The 21,953-nt window shown below is 30.1% G+C and carries 24 protein-coding genes; 14 read left to right on the top strand and 10 right to left on the bottom strand.

Features of this window, described 5'->3' with window-relative positions; all coding sequences use genetic code 11:
- Nucleotides 1-286 precede the first annotated feature (286 nt).
- From GFV00_RS02355 to GFV00_RS02345, 3 genes are read left to right on the top strand one after another with little or no spacing between them, the layout of a single operon-like run.
- The gene (locus tag GFV00_RS02355; protein WP_160556403.1) at nt 287-604 is read left to right on the top strand and encodes a hypothetical protein; all 318 of its coding nucleotides are present in this window, start codon (nt 287-289) and stop codon (nt 602-604) included.
- Between the two features lie 39 nt (nt 605-643).
- Nucleotides 644-1,069, top strand: coding sequence for a hypothetical protein (locus tag GFV00_RS02350; RefSeq protein WP_160556405.1), 426 nt, complete (start codon nt 644-646; stop codon nt 1,067-1,069).
- 12 nt (nt 1,070-1,081) lie between these two features.
- Nucleotides 1,082-1,492 (top strand): hypothetical protein, encoded by a 411-nt coding sequence (locus GFV00_RS02345; RefSeq protein WP_160556407.1) that lies wholly within the window; start codon nt 1,082-1,084, stop codon nt 1,490-1,492.
- Between the two features lie 274 nt (nt 1,493-1,766).
- Here GFV00_RS02345 and GFV00_RS09740 read toward each other — a convergent pair whose 3' ends face one another.
- Nucleotides 1,767-1,901 carry a hypothetical protein gene (locus GFV00_RS09740; protein ID WP_255448746.1) on the bottom strand — a complete coding sequence of 45 codons (135 nt, stop codon included), beginning with the start codon at nt 1,899-1,901 and terminating at the stop codon, nt 1,767-1,769.
- Nucleotides 1,902-1,914: 13 nt separating this feature from the next.
- Here GFV00_RS09740 and GFV00_RS02340 point away from each other — a divergent pair, with 13 nt between their 5' ends.
- The 7 genes from GFV00_RS02340 (at nt 1,915) to GFV00_RS09855 (ending at nt 8,618) form a co-directional block, all read left to right on the top strand.
- A complete protein-coding gene (locus GFV00_RS02340) occupies nt 1,915-2,346 on the top strand; it encodes a hypothetical protein (protein ID WP_160556409.1) in 432 nt (143 codons plus the stop codon).
- Nucleotides 2,347-2,353: 7 nt separating this feature from the next.
- Entirely contained in the window at nt 2,354-2,752 is a 399-nt protein-coding gene (locus GFV00_RS02335; protein ID WP_160556411.1) for a hypothetical protein, read from the top strand.
- Nucleotides 2,753-3,230: 478 nt separating this feature from the next.
- The gene (tssD, locus tag GFV00_RS02330; protein ID WP_160556413.1) at nt 3,231-3,623 is read left to right on the top strand and encodes a type VI secretion system tube protein TssD; all 393 of its coding nucleotides are present in this window, start codon (nt 3,231-3,233) and stop codon (nt 3,621-3,623) included.
- A 31-nt stretch (nt 3,624-3,654) separates the two neighbouring features.
- Nucleotides 3,655-5,991 carry a type VI secretion system Vgr family protein gene (locus tag GFV00_RS02325; protein ID WP_160556415.1) on the top strand — a complete coding sequence of 779 codons (2,337 nt, stop codon included), beginning with the start codon at nt 3,655-3,657 and terminating at the stop codon, nt 5,989-5,991.
- A 21-nt stretch (nt 5,992-6,012) separates the two neighbouring features.
- A complete protein-coding gene (locus GFV00_RS02320; RefSeq protein ID WP_160556416.1) occupies nt 6,013-6,678 on the top strand; it encodes a T6SS effector amidase Tae4 family protein in 666 nt (221 codons plus the stop codon).
- Nucleotides 6,663-7,040, top strand: coding sequence for a hypothetical protein (locus GFV00_RS02315; RefSeq protein WP_160556418.1), 378 nt, complete (start codon nt 6,663-6,665; stop codon nt 7,038-7,040). Before GFV00_RS02320 ends, GFV00_RS02315 begins: the two co-directional genes overlap by 16 nt.
- Nucleotides 7,041-7,571: 531 nt before the next feature.
- Nucleotides 7,572-8,618, top strand: a complete 1,047-nt coding sequence (locus GFV00_RS09855; protein WP_160556420.1) for a DUF4280 domain-containing protein — start codon at nt 7,572-7,574, stop codon at nt 8,616-8,618.
- Between the two features lie 532 nt (nt 8,619-9,150).
- On the opposite strand, the gene uvrB is transcribed toward GFV00_RS09855, so the two are convergent.
- The 8 genes from uvrB to hemG form a co-directional block, all read right to left on the bottom strand.
- Nucleotides 9,151-11,157, bottom strand: a complete 2,007-nt coding sequence (gene uvrB / locus GFV00_RS02305; RefSeq protein ID WP_160556422.1) for an excinuclease ABC subunit UvrB — start codon at nt 11,155-11,157, stop codon at nt 9,151-9,153.
- 278 nt (nt 11,158-11,435) lie between these two features.
- On the bottom strand, nt 11,436-12,056 hold the full coding sequence (locus GFV00_RS02300; protein WP_160556423.1) for a bifunctional nuclease family protein: 621 nt from the start codon (nt 12,054-12,056) through the stop codon (nt 11,436-11,438).
- A gap of 152 nt (nt 12,057-12,208) precedes the next feature.
- Nucleotides 12,209-13,030: a glutamate racemase gene (gene murI, locus GFV00_RS02295; protein WP_160556425.1), complete on the bottom strand. Its 822-nt coding sequence runs from the start codon at nt 13,028-13,030 to the stop codon at nt 12,209-12,211.
- A gap of 28 nt (nt 13,031-13,058) precedes the next feature.
- The gene (hemW, locus tag GFV00_RS02290) at nt 13,059-14,192 is read right to left on the bottom strand and encodes a radical SAM family heme chaperone HemW (RefSeq protein ID WP_160556427.1); all 1,134 of its coding nucleotides are present in this window, start codon (nt 14,190-14,192) and stop codon (nt 13,059-13,061) included.
- Between the two features lie 342 nt (nt 14,193-14,534).
- Nucleotides 14,535-15,272, bottom strand: a complete 738-nt coding sequence (locus tag GFV00_RS02285) for a uroporphyrinogen-III synthase (RefSeq protein WP_160556429.1) — start codon at nt 15,270-15,272, stop codon at nt 14,535-14,537.
- A 6-nt stretch (nt 15,273-15,278) separates the two neighbouring features.
- On the bottom strand, nt 15,279-15,920 hold the full coding sequence (locus GFV00_RS02280; protein WP_158254223.1) for a DUF4271 domain-containing protein: 642 nt from the start codon (nt 15,918-15,920) through the stop codon (nt 15,279-15,281).
- 24 nt (nt 15,921-15,944) lie between these two features.
- The gene (locus tag GFV00_RS02275; RefSeq protein ID WP_160542307.1) at nt 15,945-16,820 is read right to left on the bottom strand and encodes a carbon-nitrogen hydrolase; all 876 of its coding nucleotides are present in this window, start codon (nt 16,818-16,820) and stop codon (nt 15,945-15,947) included.
- 68 nt (nt 16,821-16,888) lie between these two features.
- Nucleotides 16,889-17,428, bottom strand: a complete 540-nt coding sequence (gene hemG / locus GFV00_RS02270) for a menaquinone-dependent protoporphyrinogen IX dehydrogenase (protein WP_160556431.1) — start codon at nt 17,426-17,428, stop codon at nt 16,889-16,891.
- A 154-nt stretch (nt 17,429-17,582) separates the two neighbouring features.
- On the opposite strand from hemG, the gene GFV00_RS02265 reads away from it, so the two are divergent.
- Nucleotides 17,583-18,209 carry a hemolysin III family protein gene (locus GFV00_RS02265; RefSeq protein ID WP_160556433.1) on the top strand — a complete coding sequence of 209 codons (627 nt, stop codon included), beginning with the start codon at nt 17,583-17,585 and terminating at the stop codon, nt 18,207-18,209.
- A complete protein-coding gene (gene coaE / locus GFV00_RS02260; RefSeq protein ID WP_255448747.1) occupies nt 18,133-18,816 on the top strand; it encodes a dephospho-CoA kinase in 684 nt (227 codons plus the stop codon). The genes GFV00_RS02265 and coaE overlap by 77 nt, the downstream gene beginning before the upstream one ends.
- Here coaE and GFV00_RS02255 read toward each other — a convergent pair.
- Nucleotides 18,809-20,023, bottom strand: coding sequence for an RsmB/NOP family class I SAM-dependent RNA methyltransferase (locus GFV00_RS02255; protein WP_160556435.1), 1,215 nt, complete (start codon nt 20,021-20,023; stop codon nt 18,809-18,811). The two genes, coaE and GFV00_RS02255, sit on opposite strands and share 8 nt — an antisense overlap.
- A 130-nt stretch (nt 20,024-20,153) precedes the next feature.
- Between GFV00_RS02255 and GFV00_RS02250 the strand changes: the two genes are divergently transcribed.
- Nucleotides 20,154-20,858, top strand: coding sequence for an alpha/beta hydrolase (locus GFV00_RS02250; RefSeq protein WP_160556437.1), 705 nt, complete (start codon nt 20,154-20,156; stop codon nt 20,856-20,858).
- 117 nt (nt 20,859-20,975) lie between these two features.
- A complete protein-coding gene (locus GFV00_RS02245) occupies nt 20,976-21,941 on the top strand; it encodes a PorP/SprF family type IX secretion system membrane protein (RefSeq protein ID WP_160556439.1) in 966 nt (321 codons plus the stop codon).
- The last annotated feature ends 12 nt before the right edge of the window (nt 21,942-21,953 follow it).

Raw genomic sequence — 21,953 nt, 5'->3', positions numbered from 1 at the left:
TAAGCAGTCTAATAATTACAATAGTGCTTAAAGTGTCCCATTAATATTGCCCTATGAGTTCAGGATATAATTGTCAAAATAATAGAAGATTTAGCAAGATTACAAAAGGAGTTGAGAAAAAAGATATTCTTGTATGACAAAAAAGATAAATAAATTTTAAAATTAATTATAAATAAGTTAATTTAGTCATTAAAGCTATTTAAAAGAGAAAGTAATTTAATGACAATAGATACTAAATCCAAGAGAGTCAATCTTCTTAAGTGTAGATCCCTTATATGATAAAACAATGTTAATATATCAGTATACCTATCAGAACCCAATAAAGTATACAGATCCAACAGGAATGAAAACAGAAGGAGTAGATCCAGAAAATGAGACAGTATTACCAGAAATAGTAGTAGTAGGAAAAAGAAGACCGTCCAACAATAAAGTTACCAAGCAACAGCAGGAAAAAGAAAGACGCTCAAGAGAAGCCTATCAACGATATTTGGATGCCTATGGCGGAAAACCCTTAATGCATACAGATGATGTAAAAAACTGGAGGTTAGGAGCATTATGCGTGATTTTCGGACCGGTTGCGGCTTTTGAAGGCATAGCAGCATGAGTCTTTAGTTTATCCGGAGGAGCAACAACTACAGCCGTTTTGGGTAGAGTAGGCACAGATGCAGCTGTACAAACGGCGGCAAACATGACTACAAACGGAGGAGATTTGACTAAAGCTATAGGAGACGTCAACCTTACCCAGAGTGGATTAGCGGGATTGGGTATGAATTACGTTGGAAATGCCTTGCTTTCTTCAACAACACAAATAACTATTGGAAACCCTACTAAAACAATATTCAATGGAACAATGAGTAAAGGAGATTTTGTAACTCAGGCAACCTCAGGCGTAATAGGAGGAGCTGCAGCTACAGGAATCAGCGGTTCACAATTATTTAAAGGAACCGTAATTGGGACATATATGCAAACCAGCGTACGCTTTGGTCAAACAGCAGGAAGCAGAGCCGCAACTGTACTTATGAATGCCCCGGATTATGGAGTCAATGTAATTCAAAATAAATTGGATTAGAAAATAACCCTAATGAATAAGTTTATAGAAACTTTACGCTATTATTTAGTTGAAAAGGAATCAAAATGGAATTATTTACTTATTATAATACCTTTTATGGGAGTTTTAATATATAATCATATTAAAGTTAGTCCACTTAAATATGGCAATTACACGATAGGATATATAGATCGGATCTATTGGCCTATAGTAAACCATAAAAAAGTAAGCTATGAATATATCGTAAACGGTAAAGAATATTCTAAAAGTAGTATTTATAATAGTGACAAAAGACCTAAAAAAGGACATCGATATTTAGTTCAATTTTCATTGGAGGATAATAATGTATCAGATATATTCCAGGATATTCCTGTACCGGATAGCATAAAGCAAGCTCCGCCGGGAGGTTGGAAAGAACGTCCCGAATGGGCAAAAGGTAAATAAAAATCAAAAACCTCGCATTATGCGAGGTTTTTTGATTAAATTATTGATTTTTCAAATTAACAAAAGATAGCTATATTAGTGGAAAATAATTAGATAAATAAACATATATTTACTATTATGAAGCAAAGTATTTTGATGTGAGATAAAGTGTATGGTTAAGTGCGGATCCATTAAGCGGATATAATCCGAATAATGAAACCGAGCATTATATAGATGGTCAACATAATGGAGGAGTTTATAATTCATTTAACCTTAATACGTATGGATATTGTTATCAAAATCCGGTTCTATTAGTAGATCCTAATGGAAAGCAATCAGTAGGAGCCGCAGTAGGAAAAGTTGTAGGAAGAAAATTTTTAGGAGAAAAAGTAGGAGGAATAATAGGAGGAATAGTAGATATTCCAACCACAGTATTAGGAGCAGTGTTGCATTCAACAGCATTGAATCAGGGAGAACAAGAAGCATTAAACGAAATCCATGAACAAACTTTAAAAGAAAGAGGGATAACTCTTCTAAAAAGTGAGGATAAAGGAGAGAGTGATACAAGAAGTAGTGATTTAGGAAAGTTAAAAGAAGGATCAGAGGGACAGAAAACGGCGAAGAAATTACAGAAATATGGTGAAGATGGAAACTTACCTACGCCTAAAAAAGATGATGATCAGTTTAAAAGACAAAATGGAGAAGTAGTTCACAAAAAAACTGGAGCGATTTATCGCAGGTCTAATACAACTCATAGAGGAAAAGAAGGAGAGTTTAAAATATGGCCAAAAGGAACTAAAGATTTTGGTAATACAAGTAAGACTACTGGAAAGAGAGTTACAACGGATCAGAATGGTAAAATTATAGGACATTAAAAGCTAAATGATGATGAATAAGAAAAATAAAGAAATAGAAGAAAAATATTTTGAAGAGATTTTTTATCCTATTAAGAAGTTATGGAAAGAAAGTTATTATTTGCCCGACAATAAGAATACAGATAAATCTATAGAAGTAATTTGGAATGACTATGAAAAAGTTGAAATTATTGTAGATAACAAAGATAAAAGTAAATATACTGAATGGGAAGGAATGTTAACATTTACAATGTATAGAACTTTGAAGCGTATGGGCTTAAAAAATTTAAGAGAAGGCAAGGAATATCTAAATATAGAAGATATCGCGATAGAGGAGTTTGAGAGAGATTATTTAAGTAATTTGAAGGAAGAAGGTAATGAAGAGTATTTAGCGAAGTATAAAGGTTTAAAATCACGTTTGAATTAACGTAAAAATAGATCAACATTAACAAGACCCCGCAACTTGCGGGGTTTTACTTTTAAGTTTACATTTAATCTGACCCCATAACTCCAGTTCATTTTAGGAAAATAAGAGCTATCCTACTTAAAAAGATTGCAACTCTATCTCTTTAAAATAAAATTATTTAAAATAAAAACTTATTTACATTCTAAATAAAATTGTATATGTAAAAATACTAAAAATGAAGAGATATTTTTTACAAATATATCAATATAGGTGTATAATTAACATTTTAATTACAATTAAAGATTTATCTAAATCAATAAATTTTTCTTTGATGAAGAATTTAAATATATAGTAAGTTTAAATATGTTAAATACATTATAATAAAATTAGAATAGTTTTTATTCTATAATAAATAATTTAATTTGTAATTATTGTTATAATAAAATAATTAATATATTTGCTTATAATAAATTATTAATAAATTAAACATGTAATTATTATGTCTTCATTTTTAGCAAAATTGGATATGGATGGTGAAAAATATACCGTTTTAAAATGTTCGTATAAATTTAAAAAGCCAGTTGATACTATGACTAAGCCATCAGGGGAAGTAAAAGGGGGAAAAATCCATATGACTGTAGAAACCCGAGGAAATATGGAGCTACTTGAATGGATTATTGCTCCTGAAAAGGAAAAAAATGGAATGATAACTTTCTTTCGTAGAGATGCTCTAAGTCGCCTATTCGGGATAGAGTTTAAAAAAGCACAATGTATTAAATTTAAGGAAGAGTTTAATTCTACGGATGGAAAGCCAATGAACATAAATTTTACTATAGTTGCTAGAAGTTTAAAGTTCAATCATTTAGAATTTAATAATGATTGGACCATTTAAAATTTTATCATTTTCCATAATCAATTAATTTATGAAAAATAAAATAAACAATACATATTTCTATCGTAGAAGTGCATTTGGAAAATCTTCTAATCCCTTTGCTCTAGTTAGTATTAATGGATATGAAATTTCAAAAAAATATTCTATATCTGTGAAAATTCATCAAAAGATGCTGATGCATACAGAATATGTTCTTACAATACCTAGTGAAGCTTTTAATGATAAAAATAGTTATCCTATGGAAAATTCGCAAAAATTGTTGGGAACAGATATTACTATCAAAATACTTCAGCATGGAGAAACGATGTCATTATTTACGGGACAAGTAACAAGCATCGAATATAAAAGAGCCAATAAATATCCTCTCATTATTATATACGGAAAATCTTATACGATATTACTAGATGCTTTTCCAGGGAACCGAACATATCAGAATATGAATCTAGAATCTATTTTGAATGAAGTAAAGAAGGAATATACCGGGAATAAAATAGATTTTATTATTGCTCCTGAAAAACAGGAGATTATTCCTTATACCGTATCTTATAATGAAACAGCTTATGAATTTATGCAAAGACTGGCTAAAAGATACGGTGAATATTTTTTTTGGAATGGATCTCAATTAGTATTTGGTAGAGGGTTTCAATATTCTACACAATTGAAAGAGGGTAGAGATTTTTTAGAATATAGTATTAAAGCTTATACTCAGAAGCAATATTTAAGCTATAATAATTATTATCCTCAAATAGCGGATCAACAATCTTTAAAAAGCTCTGATGTAAATGAAGTGTCATTAAAGCATATTGTTAATCCTTTTCAAAATAATTCTGTAGAAGCTTCGCTAAATATTTTTCAGGAACCCGAGAATTCTTCTTATTTTGATGGTCTTTCAGAAGAAGAAAGTTACTTTCAATTACAAAAAATAAAAGCTCATCAAGATTCCCTTCAAAATTTAGTAACAGTTGAGGCTAAAACAACAAATCCCCGTTTGCGTTTAGGTGATATAGCTCAATTACTTGCAAGTATCAGAGATATAAACATAAAATCCTTTAAAGAAGAGGGAGTGCCTATTGAGAGCTACCTTATACAGGAAATAAACATTAACTATAGTGATAAAGGATATCGAAATAGTTTTAATGGAATACCAAGAGAACAAAAGACAGCTCCATATTGGGATATAAATGCTTTTCCAAATTCTCCTGATCAAATTGCTGTGGTTGTTGATAACAATGATCCCTTACAAATGAATCGTGTTAAATTGAAATTTCCATGGCAAAAAGTTGGAGAAACTACGCCATGGATTCGATTATTGCAGGGTTATTCTGGACCTGATAGAGGGATGCATATCATTCCAGAGCAAGGAGAAGAAGTAATGGTTAGTTTCCGAGGAGGGAATGCTGAAGTGCCTGTTGTTACAGGCTCGCTTTATAATGGTAAACATAAATCGGGTTACCACACATCTGATAATAGAATTAAAGCTTTTAAGACTCGAGACGGAGAAAAGTTGGAGATGGAAGGATTAAAAAATATTGTTCTTTCAGATATTAAAGGAAATAAATTTCATATTGATATTGAAAAAAATACGATTAATATAAAGGCCTTAGATATAATTAATTTAGAGGCTCAATACATAAATATGAAGGCTGAAAAAGATATTACAGTAAAAGTCGGTAATAATATGAAAACTAATGTTTATGGAAATTACGATTTAGATACTGGTAAAAATACGATTATTGCTAGTAATAATAATACTTATATTTCAGCCAGGAGAGATATGGATATTTATGGAGGTAAAAAAGTGATTGGGTTTTCAAGTGGAATAACAGAATGGGGTGCGGCTTCTCAAATGCACATACATGGGGCGAACTCCAAAATTACTGCACTCAATAAATTAGAATATAAGTCGCCTTATATAGATGAATTGCCTCAAACTGAGAATTTTTTATATAATAAAGAACCTCAAATTGTGGATATGTACTGGACTTATGGAGATGATTATAAACTTTTAGCTGATAAATCCAGATTTTATGTAGACATGAATTTACATGTGCAAACTAGAAATTATAGCGAAGGTGAAAAAATAGATGTTGTAATAAAAAATGAAGATGAAACACCTCTAACAGATAATTTACAAGAATTAACCCTATCCGGTATTGTTGACAACAATAATGAAGTTATTTTTAAAAATGTATTGGAACCATACACATTAAATTTAAATAATGAAGAGGATGATAATACTGCTGATTTAGAACAAGAACATGAAAAAAAAACAAAAGAAACTGAGTTTAGTAAATGGGAACAAGAACAGTGCGATAAATATCAAAAAAAACAAAACAGAAAAGGATTTTTAGGTTTTCTTTATGAATAATAAATTTATAATAATATAGTCATGGCAAATTTAATAGGTCAGGCAGGCAAATGCTCATCAACCCCTGTACAATGTAATAGACCCAAATGGGTTGATATGGAAACAAACTATCCTAAAAATGGAGTAGATACTGATAAACTATATATTAAAATAGGAGGAAATTTTTCTAAATTTAATAGTATAGATGAAATTAAAAAGAGTTACTTGGCTAATTCTTGTGCAATAAGAATGAGTAGAGGATTAAATCTTAGTGGCTTTAAATTACCCTCAAGCAATAAGGGATTTGGAGAAAAAGGAGGTGTAATGAAAGGGGGCGATGGATATTATTATTGGTTGAGAGTTAAAGAATTAAATAATTATTTAGCCCAAAAATTTGGTAAGCCTGAGTTCGATAAAACTCTTGCTCCTGTATCTATAGATAATATAGATAAAAAAGAAATTTGGAAGGACTCTGATGAATGGGTTAAAATAAAAGAAATGAAAGGAATAATATCTTTTGATGTTTCCGGTTGGGGTGATGCTTCCGGACATTTCACTCTTTGGGATGGTGATAAACTATTTTATGCAAGTAATGATCGTGGAAATTTAAAAAATTTAATAGATTGCTATTTTTGGATGCACTATGTAGATAAAAATAAAAATAAAATAATTCAAACAAATAGAATACGGATATGGGAATTAAAATAAAAATATTAATAATTGTTTTAACACTATCAAATGTATCATTTGGTCAAAATAAGAAAGAAATACACATTATTAAAAAATATGCCATGTATAAATGCTTAATGAATAATTATTCTCAAGCAGATTCAACATTTAAGAGTCATGATTATACCGCTTCGTACGTGTTTCAGATTGAGAGGGTTGATTATAATTTATTAGATAAAATAGATAAATATGTAATAGATAACACCTCCTCTTTTTATAAAGATGGTATTAGTGAAAATTTAGAAGATGAGAAAGCTAATTATATATGTTGGAAATGTATTGATTTTTTTGAATCTAAAAAGCTTGAAAAGTACATAAAAAAAATTACGAATTACAAATAAAACCTGATTATAGTAATATTATTATTGGAACTAAAGTAAAAAAATAAATATATAACTTTTTCTTTTGTTAGTTTCTACTATATCATTATTTTCTCAAAATAGGATTATTACAAATGCAATGAGTAGTTTGCCTTATCTTCATGTGTAAATAATAATGATATGAAAGTAGATAGTACTTTACGTTCGTTTGATGTATCTAATACATACCTTATGCAGAAAGATATTCTATTTATCTAAACATATAAAAAGTTTACAGAGTTTATTAATATAAATACCTCAATATATTATAAACAGTTAACCTATGGGAGTTATGATATTCCAAAAACAAATATGATTATTTATTTTGTTTGGAATTTTCTAATTCTAATAAATTAGAAAAATATTAATAAAATTATTAAAAGAAAAAGATTGAGAGGAAGTATTAAATTTAAAATTTTTAAAATAAAAATTCGAATAGATATTTAAAGATTAACATAATTTATCATAATATGTACGAACATCCTTGATAAGAATAAAATAAAGTGAATACCTATGAGCCATCCGATTGTACAAAATACCAAACTTAAATGCGATAAAGGCACAAAAGAAACGCCCTTTCAAATAACCAGCCAGACATTTTCTCAAATCAATGGTAAACTCATAGCTACTGAAGAAGATAAGCAGGCAAACACCAATATTATCCCTTTTGGGTTATGTAAATTAAAACCGACTTCGGGGGGATATTTACCTTGTATTCCGGCTTTAATTAAATGGCAGAATACCTCACCGTTTTCAATTGAAGGGAAAAAGAAACTTACAACCGATTCCTATTGCAAATGTTCAACGGGTGGTACAATAAAACCTATTAAAGATTTAAATAGTATGTTTGTTAAATTAATAAAAAAAACGGGAAACAATAAAACTCAAAATTATACTCCTGAAATACAAAAAAATTTAAAAAGTAAAATTGAACCAGGATATTATTATGAAAAAAATGGAAATTACTTAGGTTATCATTCTGGAAAAAATGATGATATAATACATGTAGCAAAATCAGTACAAAAGGATAAATCAAATAAAATTATCAGTGTTGAAAGTTCTGTAAATTTAACAGAAAAATATGCAATTACACATTCTCAGGTATTAGACAGGGCTAATTGGATCTACGCCGAAGGAGGATATAAAATTCCTGAGTTTTATGCATATTCTATTGAAAATGCCTATCAATCCGTACGCATCGCAAACAAACAAGAAGACAAGTTATATCATCAGCTTCTTAGAGATACAAGTGGTAGACTCAATAAAGATAATTACTTTTCCGGTAAGTATGCTAATAATATAGGTAAAAGATTTTGGGATAGTAGAAAAAATCCTTCAACGTTTGATCAAGATATGAAAAATACAATAGCATCCGTAATAAAATCAAAAATGCATCCGGAAAAAGATCCTACAGGAGGAACTAATGCTTGGTTAGGGTACAAAAATGGCAAGCACAAAGGTGAATATTTTATCTATTCTCTAGGACGACGTCATTTCTTTTTAAAATATGGAGAGAGTAAATTAACAGAGGATGAAAAAGAGTATGAAATAGAACCTTAATTAAGATCATAAGAAAAATAGATAAAATTTATGGAATGTTTAATCATTTTAGTTAGGATTCATCATACGCTAAAAGCATAATGTATGTGATCAAATGAAATAAAAGATCAATAAATATCAATACTATTAATAAACATTAAGTGTTCAGCAAATGATTGAAGTTCTGCAAAATATAGTAATTTATGTTTTTAATAGTAGGTTATAGAATATTATAAAAGGAATAAGTTATATTGATATAAATCTTTCAAATGCTTTAATTAATATATTTTAAGGATAAACTGATTTAAGAATTTTATTTGATTGGTAATATGGAAAATTAATTTAGGGAAAAATTAATTAGCTATAATATTAAATAGTAACCGGATAAAGTTTAATTAAGATTAAAAAATTGTATGGGACAAATTAATGTCATAAAAAAAGATTTATAGTAATTTATTAATAATAAAAATAAAGTAGTTATTAAAAGCATTTTTAAAAAATTTAATAAAGTTTAAATTTCAACGACCATTTTTAAATTTGCAAATTATACTATTTAATTAGATAAATTCATTTTATCCTTTAAAGCTTGTATTTCGTCTCTATATTGAGCAGCCGTTAAGAAATCTAAATTTTTAGCAGCTTTTTCCATTTCTTTTTGTTTTTTAGAGATAATTTTTTCTAAATCTTCTGATTTATATTGAGGTTCATCCTCTGCCACTTTTTTAATTTCATGTCTTGGAGCATACGATTTCACTTCATTATCCAAGTTATTGATGGAAATATTGGTTATTTTTTTATTTAATGGTTGAGGAGTAATATGATGTTCTAAATTATATTGATTTTGAATTTCCCTTCTTCTAGCTGTTTCATCGATCGTTTTTTTCATACTATCCGTCATTTTATCCGCATACATAATAACCTTACCGTGAATATTACGAGCGGCTCTACCCGCGGTTTGCGTTAGAGAACGATGCGATCGTAAAAACCCTTCTTTATCGGCGTCAAGTACAGCAACTAAAGAAACTTCGGGAAGATCTAATCCTTCACGTAATAAATTGACACCAACTAAAACATCGAATTTACCAATACGTAAATCCTGCATAATTTCAACACGTTCCAATGTATCAATATCTGAATGAATAAATCGAGTTCTAATCCCAAATTTCGTAAGATATTTAGTTAATTCCTCCGCCATACGTTTTGTTAGCGTAGTAACTAATATCCTTTCATCCTCTTCAATTCTTTTTTGAATTTCAGCCATCAGATCATCAATTTGATTTAAAGAAGGTCTCACTTCAATTACAGGGTCCAGTAATCCGGTCGGGCGAATAATTTGTTCAATGTATATACCTTCACTTTTCTGCAATTCATAATCAGCAGGAGTAGCGCTAACATAAATGACCTGATTCTGCATCATTTCAAATTCCTCAAATTTTAAAGGACGGTTGTCTAGTGCGGCAGGAAGTCTGAAACCATGTTCTACCAACGTTTCTTTTCTGCTTCGGTCTCCTCCGTACATGGCATGAACCTGAGGTAAAGTAACGTGACTTTCATCAATTACCATTAAATAATCTTCAGGAAAATAGTCTAATAAACAGAAAGGTCGGGTTCCGGGGAGACGACCATCGAGGTATCGAGAATAATTTTCTATTCCCGAACAATATCCTAACTCTTTAATCATTTCCAGGTCAAATTCAGTTCGTTCTTTTAAACGGTGAGCTTCCAGATTTTTACCTACTTCATTATAATAGTCGACCTGCTTACCTAAATCAATTTGTATGTTTCGTATAGCATTATTTAATGTTTCCGGAGAAGTCACAAATAGGTTAGCCGGATATATATTGATACTTTCAATAGAATCAATTACATTATTAGAAACATAATCAACATTTTCAATACGTTCAATCTCATTTCCGAAAAATTGAATTCGTATTCCTGTATCTGAATAAGCAGGAAAAACATCGATTACATCTCCTTTGACTCTAAAATTTCCTCTTCCAAAATTGATTTCAGAGCGAGAATATAAAGCATTCACTAAAGATTGCAGTAATTTTGTTTTTGAAATAGCTTGACCTACTTTTAATGATACCATGCTACTTTTAAATTCCACCGGATTTCCAATACCATATAGACAAGAAACAGAAGAAACCACCAATACATCTCGTCTGCCGGAAAGCAGGGCAGAAGTAGCGCTTAAACGTAATTTTTCAAGATTTTCATTAATGGACAAATCTTTCTCTATATACGTATTGGTAGTAGGCATAAATGCTTCAGGCTGATAATAATCGTAATATGAAACAAAATATTCTACTGCATTATTTGGAAAGAATTCTTTAAATTCCATATAAAGTTGGGCAGCCAACGTTTTATTATGCGCCAGGATGATAGTCGGACGTTGAATTTTTTCAACCACATTGGCAATAGTGAAGGTTTTACCCGAACCGGTTACTCCTAATAGAGTTTGAAACTTTTCATTTTTTAATATTCCTTTGGAAAGTGATTCAATAGCCTGAGGCTGATCGCCTGTAGGCTTAAATTGAGAAACTACTTGAAATTTCATATATTAAAAATATAAATGTAATAAAATATATATTGATAGTACTCTTTTTACTTAAAAGGTTTTTTTACTGTATAAAAACAAATATGTTCAGGCATTAATTATCATTTGAAACCTAGGTTTCAAAAAATATGTTACATTAAATTAAGTAATGTTTTATTTACTTAAATAAGGAAGATAATAAATTTAAAGTTTGAAACTTAAATTTATAAATAATAATCAATTAAATGATGTTAAAATATTATAAAATAATGATAACTTTAAACAAGTTGCGAGATAGTTTATTTTCGTTTAACGAGTTCATCTCTTAATTTCGCTGCAGTCTCATAATCTTCATTTTCTATAGCTTTAGAAATTAAATCATTAATCTCTGAATCGGTTAAATGGGCGAATGAATCTTCAATATCATTGATATTCAATTGATTTTCAATGGTATCTAACGCCTTTTCAAAAGTTGATTCAGTAGCTAATTCATCTTCATTCATTTCCGTATATACCCCTGCTTTTTCCAGGATTTCTTTAGTGGCATACACGGGAGCTTCAAAACGCACGGCTAACGCAATGGCATCAGAAGTGCGAGAATCTATTTCAATTTCCTCATCGGTATCTCTGTTTTGAAATAAAATATTGGAATAAAATACTCCTTCTTTCAATTTATATATAAAAACAGCTTTTACAACAATATGAAAACTTTTTGCAAAGGTAGTAAATAAATCATGTGTAATTGGTCGAGGAGGAGTAATATCTTTCTCTAATGCTAAAGCAATGGATTGTGCTTCAAAGCTTCCTATAATTACAGGAATTTTCCTTTTACCAAAATCTTCTTCTAAAATAAGAGCATAAGCTCCGGTTTGAGTTTGGCTGTATGAAATACCTCTAATATGTAGTCGAATTAAATCCATAAATTATATATTATTCAATGAAAACATAGTAAATACTGAAATAACAATGCAATTTACGATTTTTTTTTAGAATTTTTTAATAGATATTTATTTTAGGGGTATAAAGAAACTTTTATTTATATAAATTAATAAAATTTTTTTTTGTTGATAAATTAATTTCTAATAGTATTAAAAATATCAACAATTTTAAGATGTATGCAGCTTCCAAAAAATTTCTTTGCCAATTTAGAAAAAGTAGGCGTTAAATCGGAAACATAAAATTCATACAAAGGGTTTTTAAATTGTGAAGTCAATTTTTTATTTTCTAGGTCTTGTTTAATGTAATTGGCAACGATCAGTGGAGAATCAATAACCTGAATTTTATTTAAATAGAAATTTTTAACTTCATTAATAATGATAGGATAATGAGTACACCCTAAAATTAAAGAATCTATATTTTGTAGCTTTTTATTAGTTAAATACGTTTTAAGAACTATAGAAGATATTTCATGATTATTAAAACCTTCTTCAATTACCGGAACCAGCAGGGGAGCAGCTAGTTCATGAACATTTATATGTGGATTCAGTTTTTGAATGCTTTTTTTATAAATATGAGAAGATATGGTAGATTTGGTGGCTAATACACCTACATTTTGATTAAAAGTGAAGGCTACTTTTTCAGCTACGGGTGAAATAACATCATATACCGGCACATTTTTTTCATTTGCCAAAGCAATTACTTCTTTCAAAGCGTTGGCAGTGGCAGTATTACAAGCAATAACAATAGCTTTACAATTATTTTCGAGTAAAAATTTAGTTATTTTTATCGAATATTCGGTTATAACTTCTTTAGATTTATCTCCATAAGGCAAATGCTTTGAATCTCCGTAATAAATTAGACTTTCATGAGGTAACAATCGTTTTATTTCCTTCGCAATAGTAAGTCCTCCCATTCCGGAGTCAAAAATACCAATAGGTCGATCTTCTTCTTTCATTGATGCAAAAATAAGTGTTTATAAGTTATTAATCAATGAAAAAAAATTGGGCAATAATTCCATCCGTAAAAAATAAAGATTCCGGATGAATAGTTACTATTTGATTGGATATTCTTACTTTTTTAGTTGCTTCAAGTTTCTTTAGTTCTTTATAAAAGTGTTTCATCAAAGAAGATGAAAATTCTTTCTCCAATTCATCGATATTGATTCCCCAGAGGGTACGAAGTCCCAACATGATTTTTTCATTAAAACGATCTTTTTCACTAATTACCTCTTCCTCATAATTGAGTATATTCTTTTCGATTGCTTTAAGGTATTTTATATTATGGGAAATATTCCAGCTTCTTTTATCTTTTCCATTATAAGAGTGGGCGGAAGGCCCTATTCCCAAATAAGGTTTATTTTTCCAATAGGAAGTATTATGTTGAGAAAAAAACGTTTCTTTTCCAAAATTTGAAAATTCATATTGGATATACTTATGCTCAATTAATTTATTTCTAAGCATTTCAAATTGAATCGCTTGTTTTTCCTCATCAATAGGTGGAAGTTTATTTTTTCTGATTTGTGCGTCAAAAGCGGTTTTTGGTTCAACTGTAAGCGCATAGGATGAAATATGAGGAATTCCTAGAGAGATAGCTTTCTCAAGAGTATACATCCATCTTTCATGGGTAGTAGTTTGTGCTCCATAAATCAAATCTATCGTAATATTGTTAAAACCAATATCTTGAGCGGATCGAATAGATTGAATTGCTTCGTATGCATTGTGGTTTCGATTCATAAATTTGATATCCTCATCAATAAAAGATTGAATCCCTACACTTAGACGATTTACAAGAGTTTGATTTTTGAGGAAGTGAAGATATTCTACAGATAAATCATCCGGATTTGCTTCAAAAGTAATTTCCTTAGTTTCAGATATATTGTAATGTTCCTTGATTATAGTAAATAAGTATTCAAGTTCTTTATAATTAAGGATTGAAGGAGTTCCACCACCAAAATATATGGTCTTAATGGGGGTAATCAATTCATTCTTTCTTAAAATCAATTCTTTACCTATAGCTTGTATCAATTGTGATTTATAGTTGAATTGAGTTGAAAAATGAAAATTACAATAATTACATTTTTTTACACAAAAAGGAATATGAATATAAAGTCCCGACATAGTAAAATTATTGCAAAGATATTATAACTCAAGGAAATGTTGAATCATTTTAATTAATTTAACTTGGATTTATAAATGATTTTTAAGCGAATCATTACGTCCTAATACCTAATAAATAGTTTAATCTAGATTAAATTCAGTTGTAAAAAGTAGAAAGCTAAAAAAATGTGTATTATCAATGAATGAATTTTATTGATATCGTAAGCTAAAAAGGTAAATGTGCCTTACAAGTATTTTAATAGGGAATAAGTAACGCAAAGTCAATATGCAAGTAAGAACTAAAATAAAGTAAAAAAAAGCTCAAATTTAATTTTAAATTTGAGCTTTATATATTTTATAAATTTATTGTAAAAAATCATCCAAAGCTTTTGCCATTGATGGACTTTCTTTGGTTGGTGCAAAGAAGTTAACAGTTAATCCTGCTTCTTCAGCAGCTTGTTTGGTGGAATGACCAAATATACCGATACTTATCGAATCTTGTTTAAAATCTTTATAATTATCAAATAAGGATTTGATACCGGAAGGACTAAAAAATACTAAAGCATCGTAGTCTTTAATATCTTTAATTTGTGAAGCCACATCGCTACTTACTGTACGGAAAAGTATAGCTCGGGTATAATCTACTCCTGATTTGTCTAATGCATCAGGGATATCCTGGTTAAGCACATCAGAAGTTGGTAAAAGATATTTTTCATTAGGGTTCTTCTTCAAAAGAGGAATCATATCTTCCGCCTCTTTCTCTCCAAAATAGATTTTTCTTTTTCGGTATACAATATATCTTTGAAGATATAAAGCAATAGCCTCAGATTGACAAACATATTTCATGGAATCAGGTACCGTAAATCGCATTTCATCGGCCAGTCTAAAAAAATGATCGATCGCATTGCGGCTGGTAAATATGATTGCGGTAAAATTAGAAAAATCGATTTTTTGTAATCTAACATCTTTTGCATCAGCGCCTTGCACATGGATAAAAGGACAAAAATCAATTTTTATTTTATGCTTTTTTTCAATGTCAAAATATGGTGAACTATCGCCAGCGGGCTTTGATAGAGAGATTAAAACGGATTTTATTTTCATAATAAATTAAAATTTATCTCCTAAAAACACTAATTTTAAAACATATAGTGCCGGTAAGATTTCGAAAGCGCAAAGGTACAAAAATTCATAATAACCAGGAAGTTTTATTTGATTTTTAATGAAGAACATCAGCCAAATCCATTCTGTAACCAGTAAAAATGATAGCGTTCCTACCACAAGATAAGGGGCATATTGAACCGAAATATCTGTATAATATATTGTAAAACAAAGTAGTATTGTAATAAACAATTTGATAAACAAAAAGATAAATCGATTATTATAATTAATCTGATATTCTTTGTTTTTTCCTAATATCAAAAGAAAGCCGTTTCCTAACGTATAAGAAGATACTTGATATATGGTTAAAATTACAAATAATGAGATTAATTTTAAAGCTTCCGTATTATAAAAAGGAATTACTACCGTAAAAAAAGGAAGAAGAGTTAAAGCTAAAATAACCGTATAAACAAAACTACATATAGCAACATACAAAGTAAAATTTTCATTTTCGGTAGGTATAGACCTAAAACGGAAAATGGGTTCATCTTTAGGAATTAATAAAAATCTCGAAATAATCAATAATAGTAAAGATCCTAAGAGAATAAAATTTACCAGATTGTCCCCTAAAGGTATTTTTGTTATTTCCAAAATTTAGATGATTTACTCTATAAATTAATCTTCATCAATAAAACGTTTGGTAATAGGAGAATAAGAGTCAATACGACGATCTCTTAAAAAAGGCCAATGCACTCGGTAACTGTCAGATTGTTCGGTTTCAATTTCCACGACCATAACCTCTTCATTTTCATGAGAAGCTTGTTGTAAAATAGTGCCGAACGGATTAGAAACAAAAGATCCACCCCAAAATTTCATCGCGCCGTCTTGTTCATATCCCACACGATTAACACTTACTGTATGCACTCCGTTGGCAATTGCATGACTTCTCTGAATGGTCTGCCATGCATTATATTGTTCGATGTTGGTGTCTTCATCTTGAGTAGAAGCCCAACCAATAGCTGTAGGATAAAATAGAATTTCAGCACCCAATAAAGCCGTAATACGAGAAGCTTCGGGATACCATTGATCCCAACAAATTAATACTCCAATTTTAGCATATTTGGTTTGAAAAACCTTGTATCCTAAGTCACCCGGAGTAAAATAAAATTTTTCATAATATGCAGGATCATCAGGAATATGCATTTTGCGATATTTTCCCAAATATTGACCATCGGCATCAATAATTGCAGTAGTATTATGGTATAATCCTTTAGCTCTTTTCTCAAAAAGTGAAGCAACAATAACTACATTTAATTCAGCTGCTACTTTTCCCAATCGGTCCGTAGTGGGGCCGGGAATAGTTTCAGCTATTTTAAAATTATCGTAATTTTCAACATCACAAAAATACAGGGATGTAAATAACTCTTGAAGACAAACTATTTGAGCACCTTGTGAAGCTGCTTTTTTAATTCCTTCAATTGCTTTCTCTATGTTATTCTCAATATTATTGGAACAGCTGGATTGTACCAATCCGATTTTTACTTTTGCCATTACTTAAAAATATATTTTCAAGGTTTTTTCACTTACAAAAATAAGTTATATTTTATAAATTATAGTGCTCAAATGGCATCAATTTGAGAATTAAACTCGTTGGCAAAAGTTTTAACCTGTTTCCAATCTGTGTATTCAATTACGGTTGAAGAGTCAGTAGGACCTTTAGTCATTGTCATAATAAGCTGAATCATGAGCCTGTCGAAAGTTGAATAGGCAGGATAATTTAATAAGCCACCAAATAAACCTATAAGGTTTGGCTTCCATTTAATTTTATTTAAAAATTTTTTAGCGTATGGATTATTTTCAACCAATCTTCTTTCTTTATTTCTTGCTATTAAACTTATTGAGAAAAAAGCATTCGGCATTGAACTTAGTTCTTGAGAATGAGTATTGATATATTTTTTTACTTTATTTCTGTGGAATCCATACCGAATACTAGCCCCGATAATTACACCATTAAAGTTAGAAAGAGAGGGAATTGGATCATTAATTGATACTATAGTTACCGTCGCCTTTAAATTAGCAGCAATGAACTTGGAAATTTTAATGGTATGACCATCGGTAGTAGAATATATAATCAAAACTTTTTTTTCTTTTGATGACATATGACAATAAAGTTTTTAGTGACTGCAAAATTACTCATAATAAATGTAATAGCCGATATGTATGAATAAAGCTTTCATGAATAAGAAGTGTTAAAAATTACAAAATTAAATTTCAGATAAATATATTTAGTAACTTTGTTAAAAGTTAAAGGTAATGACTCAAATAGCCAGAGATAAACAAGAAATTTTAAATACTATTTCGCATGGAATGGGAATTGTATTGGGTATTGTCGGACTAATATTTCTATTAGTAAAAAATAATAATAGTAGTATATACAGTACCTTAAGCATTTGGACGTTTGGTCTTTCGCTCATCATCTTATATACCTCTTCAACCATCTATCATTTTTTTGTGAATGAAAATTGGAAAAAAAAAGCACGCGTTTTAGATCACATGAGCATATTTTTGCTGATTGCAGGAACGTATACACCGATTTGCCTGATCACATTGGAAAAAAGTTCGGGATGGACGCTTTTTACTATCGTTTGGACCATAGCAGCTTTAGGTATTATCATGAAAATTTTTTTGACCGGTAAGGTTGATAAGTTATCTTTACTTCTTTATTTGATTATGGGTTGGCTTTTGGTATTCGACATAAAGAATATCGCAAATTCTATGACTTCTCAGGCTTTGCTTTTTTTAGTTCTGGGAGGAGTTTTGTACACTCTGGGAACTATATTTTATGCAAGGGATAAGATGCCTTATGCTCATTTTATATGGCATTTATTTGTCTTGGGAGGAAGCGCTTCCCATTACGCCATGGTATACTATATTATATAAATTTTTAATGAAAATAGTTGGATTAACAGGAGGAATGGGGGTAGGAAAATCGACGGTAGCCAAAATATTTGAAGATTTTGGTTTTCCGGTGTTTAATTCCGATACAAGAGCAAAGGAACTAATGGTTGAAAACGATGAGCTCAAAAGGAATATAATTTCACTTTTAGGGCAAGAGGCTTATGAAGGTGACACTTTAAACCGAAAATATATAGCAAAAAAAATCTTTACCGATAAAGAACTTCTTAAAAAGCAGAATCTTTTAGTTCATACTGCTTTGCAACACGACTTTCAGTTATGGAAAAGTAAACAGAATGCCCTATTTGGAATCAAAGAAGCAGCCATTTTATTTGAAAGTGGTTCTTACAAGGATTGCGATTTTACGATAGCTGTTACTTCTCCCGATTCTCTACGGATGCAAAGAATACTATCCAGAGATCATTTATCCGAAACTGAAGTTAAAGAACGTATTCAACATCAATGGCCTCAGAGTAAAATTGTAAAATTATCCACCTTTCATATAAATAATGATTCGGATTATGAAAATTTAAAGAATCAGGTCATTCAAACCGTCAATATCTTAAAAATCAAATGCAAACAGACTAGCTAGTTCGCACGATTTTAGCCATATAAAACCCATCAAAACCACAAACGGATGGCATCAATTTTTTCTCTTCAATCAACTGATAATTGGAGTTTTCTTTCAAAAAGTTTTTTACTTGTAAAGAATTTTCAGATGGTAAAATGGAACAAGTTGCATAAACTAAGATTCCGTCTTTTCTAACAAGTTTGGAATGGTTTTGCAAGATTTGTCTTTGTTCCTCTCTAACACGGCTAATAAACTCTTCATTTAATTTCCATTTAGCATCCGGATTACGTCTCAACACACCCAAACCGGAACACGGAGCGTCAATGAGTACTCTATCTGCGCTATTTTCAAGTCTTTTTAATGTTTTAGAATCTTCAATAACTTTAGTTTGTATATTGTGAGCACCATTTCTGCGAGCTCTTTGTTTTAACGTTTGCAATTTCCATTCATGAATATCCATGGCAATAATTTGGCCTTTGTTTTCCATTAAAGCAGCAAGTTGTAATGTTTTACCACCGGCTCCTGCACATGAATCGATAACTCTCATCCCGGGTTTTACGTCAACAAATTCTCCAACTCTTTGTGAAGACGCATCTTGAATTTCAAATAAACCGTCTTTAAAAGCTTGTGTTTTAAAAATATTTTTCTTCTCTTCCATTATAAGAGCATTTTTGTATCCCCTGATAAAATCAACGGTTATATTTTCTTCACTCAAAACGTCTTTAAGTTCTTCAGCTGTGATTTTAAGAGTATTAGCTCTTAAGATGGTTTGTGCCGGAACATTTAAAGCTTTTATTTCTTGGCTCCATGAATCGCCCAATTCTGATTCCAACACTTTTTGCATCCATTCAGGAATAGAATATTTAATGGCTAGAGTGGGAAAGGGAAGTTTAAAACGATCCTTAATCTTTTTTATATATACTTTTTCGAATTCAGGAAAAGGTTGAAGCTCAATTTTACTACGGAGTAAATACGTGGCGATTATATTATCTATTGATTCGGGAGATAGCTTCTTATTTGCAAAAAATTCCAATTGGTTTTTCCAGCGTATTATCTCATAAAATGATTCAGAAACAAAGCCACGGTCTTTGCTGCCCCATTTTTTATTGAATTTCAGAGTTCTTTCCAGCACCTTGTCCGCGTATTTATTGGGCTCGAAAAAACTTTCTTCTAAGGCTTTATGTAAACCTATTATTAAATTTCTGTGTAACTTTATCTTTGGAATCATTTCGTATGAAAATATTTGCAAATATATAGGTTAATTATAACATGTATCAATAGTTAAGCTAATGCTTAGCACAATAAAAAATACATTTGTATTATAACAGTAATTACTTAACTACAAAATAAATAAAACTATGAAGGTATATTTCATTCCGGGATTAGGAGCAAAATGTCAATGTTTCAAGTTCATTAAGCTACCTGAAGGATTTGAAAAAATATATGTTGAATGGCATCTTCCTGAAAAAAATGATAGTTTATCTACTTATGTCCGAAAGATGTCAGAAAAAATAGATCAATCCGAACCTTTTATATTAGTCGGTTATTCTTTTGGAGGCGTCATTGTTCAAGAAATGAATAAGTTTATGAAACCGGAAAAAACCATACTGATAGCAAGTATGAAAGATAAAATCCAAATTCCTGAATTATTCAAAATCTTAAAGAAAATTAAATTCGCAAAATGGTTTCCCATGAAATTTTTTACCGGAAAGAAAATGCTTTCATATACATTTATGAGATCCGTCTATTTTAATACGATACCATTCAAAAAACAAAAAAGAAATCAAATTAAGTTAGACGAATTTATGGTAGATTTAAATTCAGAGTATTTTAAATGGTCCATTGATCAAATTGTAAATTGGTTACCCGAAAAAGAATGCAAAAAAATATATCAAATTCACGGAACAAATGATCTTATTTTTCCATTTAAGAAGATACATACCAGTTATGCTACCACCCAACAACCCCATCTTGAAATCGTAGAAAAAGGATCCCATCTTTTAGTATTGGAATTACCAAAAAAAGTGAATAAAGCATTAGAAAATATAATATTAAATGAATAAATAATAAAAATTGATGAAAAAAAATTTAAAACATTAGTAATACGTAAAATATTTCTTTTTTTAGTAAGTTTGTACAATATATAAATGTTTATTTAGATTCTAATTTAATAATTGCTAATGAGATCATTTCGACTTTTTTTATTTTTAATGCTATCATTTTTTCTAACTAAAGTAAAATTATATGGTCAACAAAGTATCCCTTTTGATCAACAATATCTTTTGTCGGATAAAGTGTTGATTAATCCGTCGTATACAGGATCTACTGATGATATTGTATTAAAAGCTACGTATCATCAACAATTTAGCAATTTTAATGAAAGTCCGAATACCCAAACCATCAGTACCCATTTCAATGCTTTTGACAGGGTAGGATTGGGAGCTTACTTTTTTAGGGACGAAAACGGTCCGATTACACTAACAGGAGCTAATATTTCTGGAGCCTATCATATTCCTTTAACAGATGAAGAGAACAGATCGGAAAGTCAGTTTTCATTCGGTACTTCGTTCAGTTTTTTTTCACAATCATTTGAATATTCCAAATTGAGACCCGAAGATGCGAATGATCCTCTATTATATGGTGATAAATCTGTATTTTTGCCTTACCTGAATTTAGGGATGTCTGTAGCCTATGAAGGTTTCTTTGCAGGAGTTTCTGTACAAGACATACCTTTAGGAAAAAACAAACCGGTGGTAAACTCCATTGAACCTTCACCTTCTTGGTATTATTTGAATTTAGGCTATAATTGGGAATTGGTGGAATCCTTTTTTTTAGAGCCCTCATTTATGATGAGCTTAAATACAAATTCCGAAAGAATGATGGATTTAAATTTGAAAGCTAAATATAAAGATGATTTCAATGCTTTTGCTTTAGGAGTTAGTTATAGAACAGCCAAAGATTCTCAAGTTAGCGGCGGTCTTTCCGTAACACCATTTTTACAAGCAGAATTAGGCAGATTAAATTTTACTTTTGGATATAATTTTGGAATTACAGACGTATTCAAAAAAGGAGGTGATGGATTAATGGTAGGTTTAGGATATAATATAGATAACTTTATAAATCCGCAAGGATTTCGTTACAGATAGAAGAATTTTTGA

The organism is Apibacter sp. B3935 (assembly GCF_009827705.1).
Taxonomy (GTDB): Bacteria; Bacteroidota; Bacteroidia; order Flavobacteriales; family Weeksellaceae; genus Apibacter.
The sequence above is the reverse complement of the archived record's forward strand: the minus strand, read 5'-3'. Positions and strand labels throughout refer to the sequence as shown.